The sequence below is a fragment of the Bradyrhizobium sp. CCGE-LA001 genome (genome assembly GCF_000296215.2).
In the GTDB taxonomy this organism is placed as follows: domain Bacteria; phylum Pseudomonadota; class Alphaproteobacteria; order Rhizobiales; family Xanthobacteraceae; genus Bradyrhizobium.
This window is the reverse complement of record NZ_CP013949.1, coordinates 1,170,794-1,190,603: the sequence shown is the minus strand read 5'-3', so window position 1 is coordinate 1,190,603 and position 19,810 is coordinate 1,170,794. Positions and strand designations below refer to the sequence as shown.

At 65.4% G+C, this 19,810-nt stretch carries 12 protein-coding genes; 7 read left to right on the top strand and 5 right to left on the bottom strand.

Annotated elements, in window-relative coordinates:
- Positions 1–88: 88 nt before the first annotated feature.
- Positions 89–979 carry a LysR substrate-binding domain-containing protein gene (locus BCCGELA001_RS05710; protein WP_060734803.1) on the bottom strand — a complete coding sequence of 297 codons (891 nt, stop codon included), beginning with the start codon at positions 977–979 and terminating at the stop codon, positions 89–91.
- Positions 980–1,125: 146 nt separating this feature from the next.
- Here BCCGELA001_RS05710 and BCCGELA001_RS05705 point away from each other — a divergent pair, with 146 nt between their 5' ends.
- A complete protein-coding gene (locus BCCGELA001_RS05705) occupies positions 1,126–1,878 on the top strand; it encodes a sulfite exporter TauE/SafE family protein (RefSeq protein WP_008543835.1) in 753 nt (250 codons plus the stop codon).
- A 5-nt stretch (positions 1,879–1,883) separates the two neighbouring features.
- Here BCCGELA001_RS05705 and BCCGELA001_RS05700 read toward each other — a convergent pair whose 3' ends face one another.
- Positions 1,884–2,516, bottom strand: a complete 633-nt coding sequence (locus BCCGELA001_RS05700; protein ID WP_008543834.1) for a LysE family translocator — start codon at positions 2,514–2,516, stop codon at positions 1,884–1,886.
- Between the two features lie 212 nt (positions 2,517–2,728).
- Here BCCGELA001_RS05700 and BCCGELA001_RS05695 point away from each other — a divergent pair, with 212 nt between their 5' ends.
- Both BCCGELA001_RS05695 and BCCGELA001_RS05690 read left to right on the top strand, forming a co-directional pair.
- A complete protein-coding gene (locus BCCGELA001_RS05695; protein WP_060734802.1) occupies positions 2,729–4,525 on the top strand; it encodes an adenylate/guanylate cyclase domain-containing protein in 1,797 nt (598 codons plus the stop codon).
- A 183-nt stretch (positions 4,526–4,708) separates the two neighbouring features.
- Positions 4,709–7,480, top strand: coding sequence for a di-heme-cytochrome C peroxidase (locus BCCGELA001_RS05690; protein ID WP_060734801.1), 2,772 nt, complete (start codon positions 4,709–4,711; stop codon positions 7,478–7,480).
- Between the two features lie 128 nt (positions 7,481–7,608).
- On the opposite strand, the gene BCCGELA001_RS05685 is transcribed toward BCCGELA001_RS05690, so the two are convergent.
- Positions 7,609–8,556 (bottom strand): alpha/beta hydrolase, encoded by a 948-nt coding sequence (locus tag BCCGELA001_RS05685; protein ID WP_008543819.1) that lies wholly within the window; start codon positions 8,554–8,556, stop codon positions 7,609–7,611.
- A gap of 218 nt (positions 8,557–8,774) precedes the next feature.
- Between BCCGELA001_RS05685 and BCCGELA001_RS05680 the strand changes: the two genes are divergently transcribed.
- Both BCCGELA001_RS05680 and BCCGELA001_RS05675 read left to right on the top strand, forming a co-directional pair.
- A complete protein-coding gene (locus tag BCCGELA001_RS05680; RefSeq protein ID WP_008543818.1) occupies positions 8,775–9,239 on the top strand; it encodes an Hsp20 family protein in 465 nt (154 codons plus the stop codon).
- A gap of 160 nt (positions 9,240–9,399) precedes the next feature.
- Positions 9,400–10,170, top strand: a complete 771-nt coding sequence (locus BCCGELA001_RS05675) for an alpha/beta fold hydrolase (RefSeq protein ID WP_008543816.1) — start codon at positions 9,400–9,402, stop codon at positions 10,168–10,170.
- Between the two features lie 74 nt (positions 10,171–10,244).
- On the opposite strand, the gene BCCGELA001_RS05670 is transcribed toward BCCGELA001_RS05675, so the two are convergent.
- Positions 10,245–11,012 carry a hypothetical protein gene (locus BCCGELA001_RS05670; RefSeq protein ID WP_060737504.1) on the bottom strand — a complete coding sequence of 256 codons (768 nt, stop codon included), beginning with the start codon at positions 11,010–11,012 and terminating at the stop codon, positions 10,245–10,247.
- A gap of 492 nt (positions 11,013–11,504) precedes the next feature.
- On the opposite strand from BCCGELA001_RS05670, the gene gltB reads away from it, so the two are divergent.
- Together gltB and BCCGELA001_RS05660 are read left to right on the top strand one after the other, a co-directional pair.
- The gene (gltB, locus tag BCCGELA001_RS05665) at positions 11,505–16,250 is read left to right on the top strand and encodes a glutamate synthase large subunit (protein ID WP_060734800.1); all 4,746 of its coding nucleotides are present in this window, start codon (positions 11,505–11,507) and stop codon (positions 16,248–16,250) included.
- Between the two features lie 153 nt (positions 16,251–16,403).
- On the top strand, positions 16,404–17,855 hold the full coding sequence (locus tag BCCGELA001_RS05660; RefSeq protein ID WP_008543791.1) for a glutamate synthase subunit beta: 1,452 nt from the start codon (positions 16,404–16,406) through the stop codon (positions 17,853–17,855).
- Between the two features lie 199 nt (positions 17,856–18,054).
- Here the strand turns inward: BCCGELA001_RS05660 and BCCGELA001_RS05655 are convergent, their stop codons facing one another.
- Entirely contained in the window at positions 18,055–19,809 is a 1,755-nt protein-coding gene (locus BCCGELA001_RS05655) for an outer membrane beta-barrel protein (RefSeq protein ID WP_060737503.1), read from the bottom strand.
- Position 19,810: the final 1 nt, after the last annotated feature.

Genomic DNA, 19,810 nt, shown 5'->3' with positions numbered 1-19,810 from the left:
AATCGCCGCAGCGGTGCATGCACGCGAACGCCGCACGGGATCGCGAGGGCACCTGCTCTTCGCAACGCAACCCTTCTCGAGCTGCGGCTTACGCCGCCGCGGCCCGAAGATGCTCCACCAGCATCTTGGCCGGCTTCGGCAGCGCCTTGAAGCTGCGCGCGCAGATCACGAGCCTCCGGTTGGCGAAGGCATCGCGCAGGCGGACCGTGGCGAGCGGCATGGTCCTGGCACAGCGGCGGGCGGCGGCTTCAGGCACGAGCGCCACGCCGACATCGGCGGCGACCATCTGGCAGATCGCGTCGAAGTCGCGCAGCCGTGCGCGGAAATGCGGACGCATGCCGAGACGCGCCGCATGTTTGGCGATGTGCATCTGGAGAGCGGTGGCGCTGGTCAGGCCGACGAAGTCACACGCTCCCGCCTCCTGAAAGTCGATCTGGCGGCGGCCGGCGAAGGGATTACGTTTCGACGTCACCAGCGTCAGGCGGTCCTCGCTGAAGACGAAACGCTCGATATGCTCGGGCAATGCGTGCTCGGCGGCGAAACCGAGATCCGCGGCACCTGCCGTGATCGCCGCAGCGATGTCGGTGCTCTCGCGCTCTTCGATATCGATCGCGACGTCGCGATGCTCGCGCAGGAAGCCGGCGAGCGCTTTCGGCAGATGCTCCGACAGGCCCGACGTGTTGGCGAGGAAATGCACGCTGGCGCGGACGCCAGAGGCAAAGCCGGCGAGATCGCCGCGCATGGCGTCGACCTGGTGAATGACCAGCCGCGCATGGTCGAGCAGGCTCTCGCCGGCCGCGGTCAACTCCACGCCGCGGCGCCCGCGCTTGAGCAATGCAACGCCGAGCGCGTCCTCGAGACCCTTGATGCGCGCGCTGGCGGAGGCCAGCGCCAGGTGCGAGCGCTCCGCACCGCGGGTGATGCTGCGCTGGTCGGCAACCGCGATGAAGAGCTGAAGGTCGACGAGGTCGAAGCGCATGGGGTCCTGCTCTTGTTGTTGGAGCATGATCTCGTCGGGAAAGCTGCGCACTCTTCCGGATCACGCCTTCAGCCTTCGGCTACAACGAAGGCACTCTCCGTAACCTCCAGATTGTGCCGGCGCGCGGCTTCGGTCAATGTGCAGGGATGATCGACCCGCTGCTCATCCTCATCGCCGCCGTCTTCCTGCTTGCCGGATTCGTCAAGGGCGTGGTCGGGCTCGGCCTGCCGACGGTATCCATGGGCCTGCTCGCGGTGAGCATGACCCCCAGCCGGGCCATCGCCATCGTTATCGTGCCCGCCATCATCACCAACATCTGGCAGACCTTCGTCGGCCCCCATTTGCGCGACATCCTGAGGCGGCTGTGGCCGCTGATGATCGGCACCGTGATCGGCTGCTGGCTCAATGCCGGCGCGCTGACCGGCCCGCATGCGCGCTACGGCACGATCGTGCTCGGTGCCCTGCTCGTCATCTACGCCGTGATCGGCCTGAACAAATTCCAGTTCCAAGTCTCGCCCAAGAACGAGAAATGGGTCGGTGGCCTCGTCGGTATCGTCACCGGCGCGATCTCGGCCTCGACGGGGGTGCAGGTGATCCCCTCGATGCCGTTCATGCAGGCGATCGGCATGGAAAAGGACGAGCTGGTGCAGGCGCTGGGCGTGTTCTTCACGACGGCAACGCTGGCGCTCGCCTTCAACCTGACCGCAGTCGGACTGCTCACGCCTGCCAATGCCATCCCGGGCGCCGTGGGCCTCGCCATGGCCTTTGCCGGCATGTTCATCGGCCAATCGGTGCGGGCGCGGATGCCGGCGGAAGCGTTTCGTCGCTGGTTCCTGATCGCGATGATCTTGCTCGGTCTGTATCTGGCCGGCAGCGCGCTGGCGAAGGAGCTCACCTGAGAGAGTTACCGCGTCTCCAGCATGGCGACGCGGATGCCGAGATAGATGAAGAGCCCGCCGAGGGCACGGTTGACCCAGGCGATCGCACCCTCGGATCGCCGCAGGCGATGGGCGGCCCTGGCCGCAAACGCCGCCAGCACCAGGCACCACAGCGTTCCCGTAAAGATGAAGATCAGGCCGAGCGTCAGGAAGGCGAGCGGCTTGTGCGCGGAGTCGGCTGCGACGAATTGCGGCAGGAAGGCCAGGAAGAACAGCGCGACCTTGGGATTGAGCGCATTGGTGAAGACGCCCTGAAGGAACACCCGCCGCAGCGAGCTCCGCACCGGCTCGTCGATGGCCGTGGCCAGCGCCGGACGTGACCACAGCATCTGAAGTCCCGTCACGACGAGATAGGCCGCGCCGACCAGCTTCAGGATCGAAAACGCCGTCGATGAGGCCATCAGCAGCGCCGAAAGGCCGATCGCCGCGGCCGCGACGTGGAAAAAGCAGCCGCAACTGATACCCAGCGCCGCGGCGGCGCCGCCCCGCCAGCCCATCTGCATGCTGCGGCCGATCACGTAAACCGAGTCCGGGCCCGGCGTGATGTTGAGCAGCACACCTGACAGGATGAAGAGCCAGATTTCGTGAATGCCCAGCATGCGAAGTCTCCCGATCGGCCTTCAGGCCGGCATATTCGGTTCGCCTGTCCCCGTCCACTGCCGCAATTGCGTGGGATTTACCTCGAATTTGCAATGCGGATCACACTTTCGCGCGGCGCTATCTGCTTTATAAAGGCACGGTTCTTGAAATGCGGGATTCAGGGCGACTGCCACGCCGTGGCCGGTCCGCCATCCGTTGGAGCGCTTAGGATATGGAAAGACGTCTGGCCGCCATTGTCTGCGCCGATGTCGCCGGCTATTCGCGCATGATGGGCAGCGACGAGGCCGGCACCCATGCCGCCTTCAAGGCGCATCGCGCCGCGATCCACCCCATCATCCTCAATCACGGCGGCCGCGTCGTGAAGAACACCGGCGACGGCTTCCTGCTGGAGTTCGCCTCGATCGTCGGCGCCACCGAAGCTGCGATTGCGATGCAGACGCTGATGGCGGAGCGCAACCGGCATCTGCCGGCCGACCGCGCCATGCAATTCCGGCTCGGCATCCACATGGGCGACGTCATCGCAGACGAGGACGAAGTCTTCGGTGACGATGTCAACATTGCCGTCCGCCTGGAATCGGTGGCGAGCCCCGGCGGCTTTGCCATCTCGGCCAAGGCTCATCGCGAGGCCAGCAAGCATCTCACCGTGCCGCTGACCGATGCCGGCAATCACCGCTTCAAGAACATCAAGGATACGGTCGGGGTCTGGACCTGGACGCCCGAGGGCGCCCCGGCGCTCGCCCCCGGAACGAGGGAGGCGTCCGCGCTCTCGCAGCAGTACCGCACCGCGATCGTCGGCGTGCTGCCCTTCGCCAATCTCAGCGATGCCCAGGACGAATATTTTTCCGATGGTTTGACCGAGGATTTGATCCACGCGCTATCGCTGCAATCCTTCTACCGCGTGCTGAGCCGCAACTCGACCTTCGCGTTCAAGGGCAAGAACACCAGCACCCGGCTGATCGCGCGCGAGATCGACGCCAGCTATCTGATCCAGGGTTCGGTGCGGCGCGCCGGCGCCAAGATCCGCGTCACCGCCGAGCTGATCGCGCCGGAGACCGGTGAACAGCTCTGGACCGGCCGCTACGACCGCGACATCGGCGACCTGTTCGCGATGCAGGACGAGATCACGACGAATTTGTCCGCCGCCATCGCCACCGAGATCGTCCGGGCCGAGGCTTCGGCGCCGGCACGACTCTCGACCGACGTCAGCGCCTGGGACCGCTTCCTCAAGGGACTGTCGCATTACTACCGGCAGACCAAGGAGGATTTGGCCACCGCCGTCGAGCTGTTCCGCGAGGCCATCCGGCTCGATCCCAAACTGTCGATCGCGCATGCCTATCTCGGCACGATCCAGATCCAGAGCATCCAGTTCGGCTGGGTCAAGGGCACGCGGGAGATGTGGGCGGAGGCGATGAACCTCGCCGAGACCAGCGTCCGGCTCGACCCGCGCTCCTCCTTCGCGTTCTCGATCCTGTCCTGGGTTCACGGTATGGAAGGGCATTACGAGGCCGCGATGGACGCCGCCAAGCGCGCGGTCGCGCTCAATCCTTACGACAACGGCGCGCGCGGCGTGCTCGGCATCTGCCATTTCATCATCGGCGAGCACCGCGAGGCGATCGAACTGTTCTCGATGGCATCGCAGCGCGACAATAGCGATCCACGCTACCAATGGGCTGCGCTGAACGCCTTCAGTCACTACCTGTTGCGCCAATATGACGCGACCCTGTCATGGGCCCGCGAACAGCTCTACATCAACCCGAACCACATGCAGGCGCTGGCGATCCGCGCAGCGGCCTTGGCCCAGATGGGACGGAACGACGAGGCCAGCGAGGCCGTCGGCGTGCTGATGGCAAACTATCCAACCCTGAACGTCGACAGGCATTTGCGCAATTTCCACTGGAAACGGCCCGAGGACATCGCCCATTACCGCGAGGGGCTGCTGAAAGCCGGCGTCCCCCTGGGCAAGCTGAGCCTAGTGCAGAGCGACGTCAAACGCGCCGCCGAGTCCTGAACGACAGGCCACCGCTCCGTTGCGCTCCTGCCGCGTTTACGCTGCTCTTCTTGACTCGACAGTGAAATGCGCCACACTTCGTCACACGCCCAAGTAGTATATCGTGCTGTCGGTTTGTTAGGACTTTCCGCGCTCTAACAGCGCGCTTCATTTTCACGATTCGCTGCTTTCAGGATTTGGGCCATGCATCATCCCGCTTCGAAGCCGCCCCTCGATCCCTCGATCCCGGTCTCGCCGAACAATCCCTGCCCGTTCCTGCGCGGCCTCGTCGGCGAAGGCTTCGTCGACGGCGGAACCGTCCCGCTCAACGCGCTGTCGCAGACCATCGCGAATGCGACCGGCGAGACGGGGCTGAAGAAGGTCTCGGCCCGCATCCAGGTCCGCGGCGTTGCGATGATCGCCAACGGCATCAAGCATATCCTCAAGAGCATCTGGTCGGGCGCGCAACTCGACGCGCTGCGCGGCGGCCCGCTCGACAAGCGCGGCGCCGGCTCGCGCATCCTCGGCGTCGACGGCAAGGTCAATGAAGACGAGATCGCGCGGCTCGCAAGCTTCGGCCGGCCCTACATCGACCCGAACACCGGCAGCAGCGAGCCCGGCCTCAACGCCGCGGAAATCAAGACCTTCATGCGCGACAACATCAAGCGCGCCGGCAGCGCCGCGCGCTGGTACTACGCGCTGCTGATGAAGTTCGAATGGCCGATCCTCCTGAAGATCATCGGCAAGGGCAAGCCGGGGGAGGAGCGCTATCTCAGCGTGGCCGACGTGCGCACGCTGTTCGAACAGCGCCAATTCCCCGACCGCATCAACCAGCGGATCGTGTCGCAGCCGCTGCTGTCGTCCTGCCAGCTCCGCTTTCGCTGGGCGGTCGCGCTCTCGGCGCTCGTGATCGGGCTTGGCCTCGTCGCCCTGGTGGCGGTCGCCGAATTCCCCAACCAGGTCCGCGCCATGCTGCCGCAGAAGGGCGTGCTCGTGAACCTGCTGCCGCCGCCCTTGCCGACGGTCCCCGAAACGAAGGCGGCTTACTGGCTCGAGCAGAACTGGTCGCTGAAGGACCGGCACTGGTTCCACCATGCCAGCCAGGGTACCGCGACCTTCCCGGTACCCTATGAGTGGTTCGTGGCATTGGAGCAGCCGCGGCTTCATCTGTTCTCGAAGCCCGGCATGATCAAGGACAGCGCCTATCTCGAGCGCTTCGGCTTCATCCCCAGCCCGCAGACGATCCAGACCGACACCGCGACGCTGCGCCGCTTCGGCTACGCCAATGTCTACGAGACCACGCAGGTGTCGGACTGGTCGACGCGATGGACCCCGGCCGAGAACGTCGACGGCCTGCCGGTCGGGTTTGCGCGCATGACCGGCGTGGTCGATCCCGCGACGGGCCGCCGCGAGGACGACATGATCGGGCTGACCTGCGCGGCCTGTCATACCGGCCAGATCCACTATCAGGGCGTCGACGTCCGCTTCGACGGCGGCGCGGCGATGACCGACCTGAAGAAGCTCGAGCTCGCGACCGGGCTGTCGATCGCCTACACGCTCTACGTCCCGTTCCGCTTTCAGCGCTTTGCCGATCGCGTGCTCGGCTCCGATGCCAGCGAGGCGGACCGCGCCGTCCTCAAGCAGAAGCTCAGCGCGATCGGCAGCTTCCTGATCGACTGGGCCAAGATCTACGAGAAGACGATCGAGGGCAAGACGACCTGGGACGGCAAGCAGCAGCAGGACACCGAGGAAGGGTTCGGCCGCCTCGATGCCCTCAACCGCATCGGCAACCAGGTCTTTTCGCAGGACCTCGCGATGAGCGGCATCAAGGGATTCGAGAAGAACTTGCACGCCCAGGACGCGCCGGTCAGCTATCCCGCGATCTGGACCGTGCCGTGGCTCAAGTTCGCCCAGTATGACGCCTCGATCGAGCAGCCGCTGATCCGCAACGCCGGCGAAGCGCTCGGCGTCACGGCCCTGCTCAACCTGTCCGACGCCTATCCCGAGGACAGGCTGTGGCGCTCCTCGGTGAACTTCCGGACGCTGGGCTGGATCGAAGACATGCTGCGAGGCCCCGATCCATTCAAGACAGCCGATCCTTCCGGTCCGAAGTTCGGCGGCCTGCGTGCGCCGAAATGGCCCTCGCAGATCCTCGGCGACGCCTGGAGGCTGAAGCCGGATCGGGTCGAGCGCGGCCGCGCCGTCTACACCGAGATGTGTTCCGGTTGCCATTTGCCGGCGATCGACACGCCGGCTTTCTGGTCGTCGAAGCGTTGGGAGCCGAGCGGCGACAGCAAGGTGCTGAATGCGGTGACGATCCCGCTCGACGAGATCAAGACCGATCCCGAGCAGTCGCTCGTTCTCAGCAAGAGGACCGTCGATGTCCCCGGCTTCCTGAAAGTGAACACGGCCGACCTGCAAAAATGGTGGCAATGCGAGATCCCGACCGCGAGCAAATCCCCCAACGAGATGGTCTATGCGCTCGGCCTCATGACGGTGGTCGATCTCGTCGCCCGCAAATGGATGGACGACGAGAAGATCCCGGAGGCCGAACGGGCGGAGATCTGGAATCTTACGCGCAAGAACTGCCTCAACCCGGCGCCTGATCCGCGCTATCGCGCGCGGCCACTGAACGGCATCTGGGCCACCGCGCCATACCTGCACAACGGCTCGGTGCCTTCGCTGTACTGGCTGCTGAAGCCGGCGAGCGAGCGTCCGCAGAAATTCTGCATGGGCCGCCGCGACTATGATCCTGACACCGTCGGGTTCGCAGTCACCGCCAATGAGCGCTGCAAGACGGGTGAGACGGAGTTCTCTGCGACCGGGCCTGACGGCAAGCCGATCCAGGGCAACAGCGTGCTCGGCCACTCCTTCGAACTCAAGCAGGGCGAGCCGAAACGCCCAGGCGTGATCGGCCGTACGTTCAAGGACGACGCCGAGCGCTACGATCTGATCGAGTATCTCAAGACGTTGTAACGCGACCGAGTTCGCCGTCGTCATGGCCGGGCTTGTCCCGGCCATCCACGATCTTATCGCAGCACCAAGACGTGGATGCCCAGGACACGCCCGGGCATGACGGGCGCGGGGCCGACATCGTAGCGATCTCACTTGAACAGCGGCGTGCCCGGCACGAAGGCGTCGAAGGCGGCCCAGAACTGGGAGCGGTAACGGTCCTGCTCCTGGAGGATTTCGTGCTTCGAACCGGCGATGACGAGGTGCGAGCCGGCGCGTAGATGATAGGCGAACTCCTCGATCGCCGCGGTCGAGACCACAGTGTCATTGGAGGCCGCCAGCATCAGGATCGGCTGGCGGATCTGGGAGGGGTAGCTCATGCCCTTGAAGGTGTGCATCGCGCTGAAGGCCGCGTCGGCCCAGGCCACCGTCGGTGACGCCAGCCCCAACGTCGGATCCTCCTCCAGGATCGCGGCATTGCGCGCATAGCGCACGGGGTCGCTGGTCAGGGGATTGTTGATGAAGGGATCGAGCCCGGTGATGCGGCTGCTGCCGCCAGGGACATAGCGACCCCCCTGCCCGAACAGGCGCATCGCCTTCAAAAGCGCGCGGGCCGGAAACGACGTGGTGCGACCGGGCAGGTCGATCATCGGCGCGGACAGCACCATGCGGTCGAACCAACGCTTGCCGGCATGCGCGATGCGCAGCAGCACGGTGCCGCCCATGGAATGGGCGAGCGCGAAGAAGGGCGGCGGGCAATCCGGCAGCACCACCTGCTGCACGAAGGTCTCGACGTCGATCTCGAAGTCTGTGAAGTCGCGCACATAGCCCTTGCGCGGGTCACGCAGGCGGCGCGAGGAATGGCCCTGCCCGCGCCAGTCGATCATCGCCACCGCAAAGCCGCGATCGCGCAGGTCGCGCACGGTCTCGAAATATTTCTCGATCTGCTCGCTGCGCCCGGTGAAGACGCAGACCGTGCCTTTGCGGCCCGCCGGCGGTGCCCAGCGCGCAAAGCGCAGCTCGGCGCCATCGGGGGTCTTGATGGTGCCGCTGACGACGTTTTCCGGAACGGGGTTGGCGGGAATCGAGACCAGCGTCATTTGGGCGTGCTTGGGCGCGAAGTGCTGCAAATCAAGGGGCGGGAGCGCCGAAAAGGCGCTTGTTGCCGCCCTCTTGAACGCCGTCTCGATCCACCCATATCATTTTCGTGCAGGCCGCTACCAGTGTTTCGGAACCGGAACATGAGGCTGCACACAGACGAAAGCCCGGCCCGATTGGCGGGCGGGTACCCAACAGTCGCTCAATGGAGGACTTGACCATGCGTAGCTACGATCTCACCCCGTTCTATCGTTCCACCGTCGGCTTCGACCGTCTCTTCAACCTGCTCGACCAGGCCGGTTCGGACGGCAGCCCCGGCTATCCCCCCTACAACATCGAGCGCACCGGCGAGAACGCCTACCGCATCACCGTTGCGGTCTCGGGCTTTGCCAAGGACGAGCTCTCCATCGTCGCGAAGGAAAACACGCTGACGATCAAGGGCGAGAAAGTCGCCAACGAGAACTCGAAGTCCGAAGTGCTCTATCGCGGCATCGCCGCACGTGCCTTCGAGCGCGCCTTCCAGCTTGCCGATTTCGTGCAGGTGAAGGACGCCTCGCTCGAGAACGGCCTGCTTCACGTCGATCTCGTCCGCGAGATTCCCGAAGCCAAGAAGCCGCGCCAGATCGCTATCAACGCCGGCGCCCCGAAGGCGCAGGTGATCGAGAGCTCGGCGCAAGCCGCCTGAGCCAAGCGACTGCCAGGTTGCGAAAACGCCCCGGTGCCCCGGGGCGTTTTTATGTCGTTTGGCTCGCTATCGCGCCGCATCACAGACTGGTGAGCAGCGTAACGCCACGGCTCTTCGCTCCGTCCCTTGGACATCGACCAAAACAATACGGAGAACGATCGTGACCTTCTGGCGCAGCCTTTTCGTCGCCGCGAGCCTGCTCGCAGCCCCCTTCAGCGTTGCCCACGCACAGACACCGCAGACGGTGAAAGCGACCAATGTCGTGCTGGTGCATGGCGCCTGGGCCGATGGCTCGAGCTGGTCGGAGGTGATCCCGATCCTGCAGGCGGCGGGCCTGCACGTGACGTCCGTGCAGAATCCGCTGTCGTCGCTCGCGGATTCTGTCGAGGCAACCAAGCGCGTACTGGCTGAGCAGGATGGACCGACGGTGCTCGTCGCGCATTCCTGGGGCGGCACCGTGATCAGTCAGGTCGGCACCGATCCCAAGGTCACCGGGCTCGTCTATGTCGCCGCACGCGCGCCCGATGCGAATGAGGATTTCGTCGCGCTGTCCAAGCAGTTTCCGGCCGGACCCGCCCGCGCCGGCATCGTCGAGCACGACGGCTACACCAAGCTCTCGGAAGAGGCCTTCCTGAAGTACTTCGCCAACGGCGTGAAGGCGGAGCAGGCCAAAGCGCTTTATGCGGTGCAATGGCCGACCGCAGCCTCCATCTTCGCCGGCCGCACCACGGAAGCCGCCTGGCACAGCAAGCCGAGCTGGTACGCGGTGTCGAAGAACGACTACACCATCAATCCCGATTTCGAGCGCTTCCTCGCCAAGCGCATGAACGCCACCACGGTCGAGCTCGACGCCGGCCACCTGTCGCTGGTGTCGCATCCGAAGGAGATCGCGAAGCTGATCCTGGACGCAGCGGGGCAGCCGCGGAGCTGACGGTGACGGCATGAATGCAAAAGGCGCCTGATTGCTCAGGCGCCTCTTGTTTCCAGCGGCTTGCGTTCAGCCTGCTAATCCAGCCCCTGTGCAGCCGGCATCTCCTGCGTCGGCAGGATCGTCGCCGCGGGCTTGGCCTGACCGACGGTGGGTGCAGCGGCTTCAGCAGGTTTGGCCTGCATGGCGGCCGCGGTTTGCTGCGTGGGCTGGGCCTGCTGCGGCGCCTGGGCCTGCTGTGCCGTTGGCTCAACCGGCTTCGCCGCGACCACCGGTGTCTCGGCGCGCCGCGGGGCGGCCTTGGGCAGCGGCACGGCGCGGCTTGCCACATGCGGGATCGCAGCCGGCGGGCGCGGCGGGCCGCTGCGGACCACGGTCGGCGGCGGCAGTGCGCTTTGCGGGCTGTAAGGCGCGACCGCGGGCTCGTCATAGGCGGGGGCCATGCCATAGGCGTCAGTGGCGGGCATGAAACGCAGGATACGTCCGTCGCGGGCGTCGATCACCAGCCTGCCGTTGTCGCCGCGGCGGTCGATCACCGCGATGGTGTAGACGCTTCCGCGCAGCCGCGGGATGCCGAGCGGCAGGAACCCGTTGTCGCGCAGCGCGGCATAGACCTCGGTGGACGGCAGCAGCTCCGGCGCCGGCCCGCGCTCTTCATAGCCGTAGCCGTAACCGTAACGCGGCGGCGGGGGTGGCGCGGCCTCCGGCGGGGCATACGGCCCGTCGAAATCCGACACCGCCATCACAGCCCCTCCCGCAATACCGCTCGTGGGAACTTGCGCCTGAGCGGCCGTTGCAGCCAGCGCCAGCGTGGCCGCAGCCACACATCCTGTGAAAAACTTCATGGTCGACACGCTCCTGTCAGGCCCTCCAACGGCCGCCATCTTTCGCTTCTCGCGACGTGGCGCACCTTCCGAAGGGCTGATCCGAAGCTTCATTTGGGATTCCGGCGTCCAAAGGGCCGCATCAGGGCGCGTTTGCTCCAAAATCGGGGCTGCGCAACTTTTGGAAAGCGATTGATTGACTTATGGGGAATCGGGACTTCCGCGCGCTTGTGTGCTAGACAAAAATTTGGCAAGGTGATGGTTAGGACAGGAAGACTGTCTCAATTTTGCTTGCGGTTCCGGCATAGGGATTGCAGCGGAAACTGGTGCTCTTGAGCCCCAGGAAGGTGCCAGGCAAAGCCGTTCTCGGGGACGAAGAACGCCTAGGCCTGAATTTAAGAAAATGCGGCTCGCGAGCGGACGAGCGGTGACCCAGAGGCGGGTGCCGCGGAACGCCCAAGGTGCGCCGAAGATAGCGGTGAGGCAGCTTGCCGCACGGAGAGGACAGGAACAATGAACGGGTCGCAATTCGAGCGCGCAAAAATCGTGGCAGAAGAGCTGTCGGCGACGGTCGCCTCGAAAACGACCGATCCGATCGCTTACCCGATCCAAGAGCACAATTCGCGCCCCAAAGCCGAAGGCCTCTATGATCCTGCGCTCGAGAAGGATTCCTGCGGCGTCGGCTTCATTGCCAACATCAAGGGCAAGAAGTCGCACGAGATCGTCTCGGACGCGCTGAACATTCTGTGCAATCTCGAGCATCGTGGCGCGGTCGGCGCCGACCCGCGCGCCGGTGACGGTGCCGGCATTCTGGTGCAGATCCCGCACGCCTTCTTCAGCCGCAAGGCCGCGGAGCTCGGCTTCAAGCTGCCGGCGCCCGGCGAATACGCCATCGGCGCGCTGTTCATGCCGCGCGACACCGCCTGGCGCAACGTCATCAAGAGCATCATCGCCGACCAGATCAAGGAAGAGGGCCTGACCCTGCTCGGCTGGCGCGACGTGCCGACCGACAATTCCTCGCTCGGCGTCACCGTGAAGCCGACCGAGCCCGCCTGCATGCAGGTTTTCATCGGCCGCAACGGCACCGCAAAGACAGAGGACGATTTCGAGCGCCGGCTCTACATCCTGCGCAAGTCGATCTCGCAGGCGATCTACCAGCGCCGCGACCGCGGCCTTGCCGGCTATTACCCCTGCTCGCTGTCGTGCCGCACCGTGATCTACAAGGGCATGTTCCTCGCCGACCAGCTCGGCAAGTACTATCCCGACCTGCACGAGACCGATTTCGAGAGCGCGCTCGCCCTCGTGCACCAGCGCTTCTCGACCAACACCTTCCCGGCCTGGTCGCTGGCGCATCCCTACCGCATGATCGCGCATAACGGCGAGATCAACACGCTGCGCGGCAACGTCAACTGGATGGCGGCGCGGCAGGCCTCGGTCAGCTCCGAGCTCTACGGCAAGGACATCAACCGGCTCTGGCCGATCTCCTACGAAGGCCAGTCCGACACCGCCTGCTTCGACAACGCGCTCGAATTCCTGGTGCAGGGCGGCTACTCGCTGCCGCATGCCGTGATGATGATGATCCCGGAGGCGTGGGCCGGCAATCCGCTGATGGATGAGAAGCGCCGCGCCTTCTACGAATATCATGCCGCGCTGATGGAGCCGTGGGACGGCCCCGCAGCGATTGCCTTCACCGACGGCCGCCAGATCGGCGCCACGCTGGACCGCAACGGCCTGCGGCCGGCGCGCTATCTCGTCACCAAGGACGACCGCATCGTGATGGCGTCCGAGATGGGCGTGCTGACGATCCCCGAGGACCAGATCATCACCAAGTGGCGCTTGCAGCCCGGCAAGATGCTGCTGGTCGACCTCGAGCAGGGCCGCCTGATCCCGGACGACGAGATCAAGGCCGAGCTCGCCAAGAGCCATCCCTATAAGGAGTGGCTGGAGCGGACCCAGATCGTGCTGGAAGAGCTGCCGAAGGTGCCGACAACAGGCGTGCGCTCGAACCTGTCGCTGCTCGATCGCCAGCAGGCGTTCGGCTACAGCCAGGAAGACGTCTCGATCCTGATGACGCCGATGGCGTCCACCGGCGAGGAAGCCGCGGGCTCGATGGGCAACGACACGCCGATCTCGGCGCTGTCGGACAAGGCCAAGCCGCTGTTCACCTACTTCAAGCAGAACTTCGCGCAGGTCACCAACCCGCCGATCGATCCGATCCGCGAGGAGCTGGTGATGAGCCTCGTCTCCATCATCGGGCCGCGGCCGAACCTGTTCGATCTCCAGGGCATGGCGACGACCAAGCGTCTCGAAGTGCGCCAGCCGATCCTGACCGACGCGGACCTGGAAAAGATCCGCTCGATCTCCGACGTGGCCGAGTCGCATTTCAAGTCGCGCACGCTGGACACCACCTTCCACGCCGGGCTCGGCGCGGCCGGCATGGACCAGGTGCTGGACGAGCTCTGCGCGCGTGCCGAAAGCGCGGTGCGCGAAGGCGTCAATATCATCATCCTGTCTGACCGCATGGTCGGCACCGACCGCGTGCCGATCCCGGCACTGCTCGCCTGCGCCGCCGTGCATCATCATCTGATCCGCGTCGGGCTGCGCACCTCGGTCGGCCTCGTCGTTGAATCCGGCGAGCCGCGCGAAGTGCATCACTTCGCCTGCCTTGCCGGCTACGGCGCCGAAGCGATCAATCCCTATCTCGCGTTCGAGACCATCATCGCGATGAAGGACCGCCTGCCCGGCTCGCTCGACGACTACGAGATCGTCAAGCGCTACATCAAGTCGATCGGCAAGGGCCTGCTCAAGGTGATGTCCAAGATGGGCATCTCGACCTACCAGTCCTATTGCGGCGCGCAGATCTTCGACGCGGTCGGCCTCAAGGCCGACTTTGTCGCAAAGTTCTTCGCCGGCACGCATACCCGCGTCGAGGGCGTCGGGCTTTCCGAGATCGCGGAGGAAGCCGTGCGCCGTCATGCCGACGCGTTCGGCGAGGCGCAGGTCTACAAGACCGCGCTCGATGTCGGCGGCGAATATGCCTATCGCAGCCGCGGCGAGGACCATGCCTGGACCGCCGAGTCAGTGTCGCTGCTGCAGCACGCCGCGCGCGGCAATTCGCAGGAGCGCTATCGCGCCTTCGCCAAGATCCTCAACGAGCAGTCGGAGCGTCTGCTGACGCTGCGCGGCCTGTTCAGGATCAAGAACGCGGAGGAGGAGAAGCGCAAGCCTGTGCCGCTCGACCAGGTCGAGCCGGCCAAGGACATCGTCAAGCGCTTCGCCACGGGCGCGATGAGCTTCGGCTCGATCTCGCGCGAGGCGCACACCACGCTCGCGATCGCCATGAACCGGATCGGCGGCAAGTCCAACACTGGCGAAGGCGGCGAGGAAGCCGACCGCTTCAAGCCGATGCCGAACGGCGATTCCATGCGCTCGGCGATCAAGCAGGTCGCCTCCGGCCGCTTCGGCGTCACCACGGAGTATCTCGTCAACTCCGACATGATGCAGATCAAGATGGCTCAGGGCGCCAAGCCCGGCGAAGGCGGCCAGCTGCCCGGCCACAAGGTCGACGCCACCATCGCCAAGGTCCGGCATTCGACGCCGGGCGTCGGCCTGATCTCGCCGCCGCCGCACCACGACATCTACTCGATCGAGGATCTCGCGCAGCTCATCTACGACCTCAAGAACGTCAACCCGACGGGTGACGTCTCGGTCAAGCTGGTCTCCGAGATCGGCGTCGGCACGGTCGCCGCGGGCGTCGCCAAGGCGCGCGCCGACCACGTCACCATCGCTGGCTTCGAGGGCGGCACCGGCGCATCACCGCTGACCTCAATCAAGCATGCCGGCTCGCCGTGGGAGATCGGCCTCGCCGAAACCCACCAGACCTTGGTGCGCGAGCGACTGCGCAGCCGCATCGTGGTCCAGGTCGACGGCGGCTTCCGTACCGGGCGTGACGTCGTGATCGGCGCGCTGCTCGGCGCCGACGAGTTCGGCTTCGCCACGGCGCCGTTGATCGCGGCCGGCTGCATCATGATGCGCAAGTGCCATCTCAACACCTGCCCGGTCGGCGTTGCGACTCAGGACCCCGTCCTGCGCAAGCGCTTCACCGGTCAGCCCGAGCACGTCATCAACTACTTCTTCTTCGTCGCCGAAGAAGTCCGGGAGATCATGGCCTCGCTCGGCTTCCGTACCTTCAACGAGATGGTCGGCCAGGTTCAGCTGCTCGACCAGACCAAGCTGGTTGCGCATTGGAAGGCCAAGGGCCTCGATTTCTCCAAGCTGTTCGTCAAGCAAAAGGAGGAGAAGGGCCAGAAGATCTATCACTCCGAGCGCCAGAACCATCATCTGGAGGCGGTGCTCGACCGCACGCTGATCGAGAAGGCGCAGCCCGCGCTCGACCGCGGCGCGCCTGTCAAGATCGAGGCCACGATCAACAGCACCAACCGCTCAGCAGGCGCGATGCTGTCGGGCGCGGTCGCCAAGATTTACGGCCATGCCGGCCTGCCGCATGACACGATCCATGTCAGCCTCAAGGGCACCGCCGGCCAGGCCTTCGGCGCCTGGCTCGCCCATGGCGTCACCTTCGAGCTCGAAGGTGAAGGCAACGACTATGTCGGCAAGGGCCTCTCGGGCGGCAAGATCATCGTCAAGCCGCCGAGGAACGCCGGCATCGTGCCGGAAGAGAGCATCATCGTCGGCAACACCGTGATGTACGGCGCGATCGAGGGCGAGTGCTATTTCCGCGGCATCGCCGGCGAACGCTTTGCCGTGCGCAATTCGGGCGCGGTCGCCGTGGTCGAGGGCGCGGGCGACCATTGCTGCGAGTACATGACTGGCGGCATCGTGGTCGTGCTCGGCAAGACCGGGCGCAACTTCGCAGCCGGCATGTCCGGTGGCATCGCCTATGTGCTGGACGAGACCGGCGACTTCGACAGGCTCTGCAATCTGTCGATGGTCGAACTCGAGCCGGTGCTGTCCGAAGAGCTGATCAACGCCGGCACCTACAACCACTCAGGTGACCTCGAGGCGCACGGCCGGGTCGACGTCTTCAAGAACCTGCTCGATTCCGACGTCGAGCGGTTGCACGTCCTGATCTCGCGCCATGCGAAAGCGACCGGCTCCAAGCGCGCCGCCGACATCCTGGCCAATTGGAAGGAATGGCTGCCCAAATTCCGCAAGGTGATGCCGGTCGAGTACCGGCGCGCACTTCGCGAGATGGCCGCCAACGCGGACGCCGAGCCGAAAATCGCGATCGGGGCTTAAAGAAGCCTCATGGTGAGGAGGCGCGTAGCGCCGTCTCGAACCATGAGACTACCATCCGGCCTCTATCCTTCGAGACGCGGCGCGAAGAGCGCGCCGCTCCTCAGGATGAGGAGTGAGAGAACAAACGACCAAGCGGCAGGGACTTCGGGTTTAATGGGCAAGATCACGGGTTTTCTCGAAATCGAACGGCACGACCGCAAGTACACCCCGGTCGCCGAGCGCGTGAAGCATTACAGCGAGTTCGTCGTTCCCCTCTCCGAGAAAGAGGTGCGCGACCAAGCCGCGCGCTGCATGAATTGCGGCATCCCCTATTGCCACGGCACAGGCTCGGTCGCGCCCGGCACGCCCGGTTGCCCCGTCAACAACCAGATCCCCGACTGGAACGACCTCGTCTATCAGGGCAATTGGGAAGAAGCTTCGCGCAATTTGCACTCGACCAACAATTTCCCGGAGTTCACGGGACGCATCTGCCCGGCGCCGTGCGAAGCGTCCTGCACGCTCAACATCGACGACAACCCCGTCACCATCAAGACCATCGAATGCGCGATCGTCGATCGCGCCTGGGACAATGGCTGGCTGAAGCCTGAGATCGCAGCCGAGAAGACCGGCAAGAAGGTCGCGGTGGTCGGCTCGGGGCCGGCCGGCATGGCCTGCGCGCAGCAGCTCGCGCGCGCCGGTCACGACGTGCACCTGTTCGAGAAGTACGCCAAGGCCGGCGGCCTGCTGCGCTACGGCATTCCCGACTTCAAGATGGAGAAGGGCGTCATCGACCGCCGCGTCAAGCAGATGGAGGCCGAAGGCGTCACCTTCCACTACAACAGCCATGTCGGCGCCGACGGCAATGTCGATCCGCGCGAGATGCTCAACGAGTACGACGCGGTGGCGCTGACCGGCGGCGCGGAAGCCCCGCGCGACCTGCCGATCCCCGGCCGTGAGCTCGCCGGCATCCACTACGCCATGGACTTCCTGCCGCAGCAGAACCGTCGCGTCTCGGAGGAGCCGCTCGGCGGCGTCCAGGAGATTCTGGCCGGCGGCAAGCATGTCGTCGTGATCGGCGGCGGCGACACCGGATCCGACTGCATCGGCACCTCGCTGCGCCAGGGCGCGTTGTCGGTCACCCAGCTCGAGATCATGCCCGCCCCGCCCGAGCGCGAGAACAAGGGCCTGACCTGGCCGAACTGGCCGCTGAAGATGCGCACCTCGTCCAGCCAGGCCGAAGGCGCCGTCCGCGAATTCGCGGTGCTGACCCAGAAATTCACCGGCGAGAACGGCCAGGTGAAGAAGCTGCATTGCGTCCGCGTCGACGACAAGTTCAAGCCGATCGCCGGCACCGAGTTCGAGCTCGATGCCGAGCTCGTCCTGCTCGCGATGGGCTTCGTCCATCCCGTGCACGAGGGCCTGCTCAAGCTGCTCTCGGTCGAGCTCGACCCGCGCGGTAACGTCAAGGCCAACACGCTGGACTACCAGACATCGCGCCCCAACGTGTTCACCGCCGGCGACATGCGCCGCGGGCAATCGCTCGTAGTGTGGGCGATCCGTGAGGGCCGGCTGTGCGCGCGTTCGATCGACACGTTCTTGATGGGGAAGACGGACCTGCCGCGCTGAGGCGCGGCGCGAGCTACCAGATTAGCAAACGGTGTCATCGCCCGGCTTGACCGGGCGATCCAGTACTCCGAGACGGCAGTGGTTCACTCGATGGGCCGCGGCGTACTGAATGCCCCGGTCAAGCCGGGGCATGACAGCTGAGTGAGTGGCATGAGCGCCGCTAACTAGGCCACATACGTTGCAATGCGCACGTGCGCACTCAATTCTGCAGCCTCACCCCCAGCAGTACCACGGTGCCCTGCGAGCTCGCCGCGGCGATGTTCGAATCCAGGATGTCGTGGCGGAGCGTGCCCTTGACCCAGATGTTGCGGTTGAGCTTGTAGATCAAATTGCCTTCAAGCGAATACGTTTTGTCGTTGCGGTTCTGGTTCTGATAGTCGTACGTGCCGTAGGTGAATTTGCCGACCGCGGTGAGCCAGCGGCGGAAGTCGTGGTCGACTTCCGCCGAATAGGTGCGCACCAACACGCCGGACGATCCGGGGACGGTGGTCTCGTTGATCTGCGTGTCGGTGAAAAGTTTCACGGTGGTGAGGCCGCTCGCATTCCAGATCAGCGACCCCGTGGTGAGGAAGCCCGCGAGCTGGCTGAGACGCGGGTCGGTGTAGTTGCGCGCGGAATAGCCGACCGAGATCTCGCCGGTGAGGATGCGTGAGAACTCGAAGGACGAGCCGACCTTGGCATAGCCGCCGTTCGAGTCGCGGAAGAAGCCGTTGCGATCGGCGGCCTGGTCGTGGACGCGGGTGTCGCCCTGGATTTCGACGAAGGGCTTGAGGCCCGGCTTCAGATCGTAGGAGAACCGCCCGACGCCGCCATATTGATTGAAGTCGCGGTCGGTGTTGGGAAAGGTCGAGCCGTCGGTGAGCCTTGAATCGGTGTAGGCAGTGCGATCGACGGTGGCGCCGGCCGAGACCTGGAAGCGATTGAAGGTCTGGTCGAAGCCGATGGTCGTGCCGTAGGTTGCATAGACCGGGTATTTCTGCAGGCCGGCCTGCACGTTCGGGCTGCCGGGATTGTCGGTGGCGAGCCGCAGGCGCATCTGCGAGAGCAGCTTGAAATCGCGGGTGACGTCGACGCGACCATCGACATGGCCGGTGAAATCGGGACGATTGGCCTCGACCGGCGACGGCGAGGCGAAGCCGTTGATCGTCGCCGGCATGTCGTTGGTGTAGCCCGAGAACGAGCCGCGCAGATCGGCGACCAGCGCATGGCGCTCCCAATCGGACACCACGAGCAGATCGGGCGCGATCACGTAAGCCGGCGAGCCCACCGGCTTGTTCAGGCGCGTCGGGTTGGTGTCGTAGCCGGCGGAGAGCTCGAGCCCGCCCTTGATCAGGAAGCTGCCGGCGTAGTCGCCGACAGCGCCGAACGGATCCTCATCCAGCTTGAGACGGCGGCGCAGCGGCTGGCCGGGCACGTTGCCCGCCATCGCCGGCGGCACCGGCACCTTGTGCGCGGTCTCAGAGGGGGGCGGTGCGATGCGCGGCGGCGTTAGCGTGCGCTCCGGCGTCGCCGGCGGCGCCTTCGAGCCGGGGCCGACCGGGCGCTTCGGCTTGGGCTGCCCGGGATAGAGTTTTGGCTGCTGTCGCTTGCGGTTGAGCGAATCGTAGCCTGAGCCGCTCGCGCCATTGGCGGCGGGCAGGCCGTAGGTCGGCACCGGCCCGGTTGCGGTTTGGCCTGGACGCGAAGTCGCGGGGGCCTGCTGGCGCCGGCGTAGATCATTGGGATCGGGCAGCGCCGGCAACGCATCCGACGGCGCCTGCGGCACGCCGGCGGTGCGGCGCGTCGGCAGCGTCTCGGGCGAGGCGAAGCCGCCGCGGCTGGGATTGAAGAGTTCTGGCGTGAGGCTCTGGGCGCCCGCCGGTGCGCTGTCGAGGGCCGTCAGCGCAAGGCACGGCAAAGCGGCGCGCAGGAAATGCGCGCGTATGCTCCGGCCGGTGCCTGGAGACGACCCCACG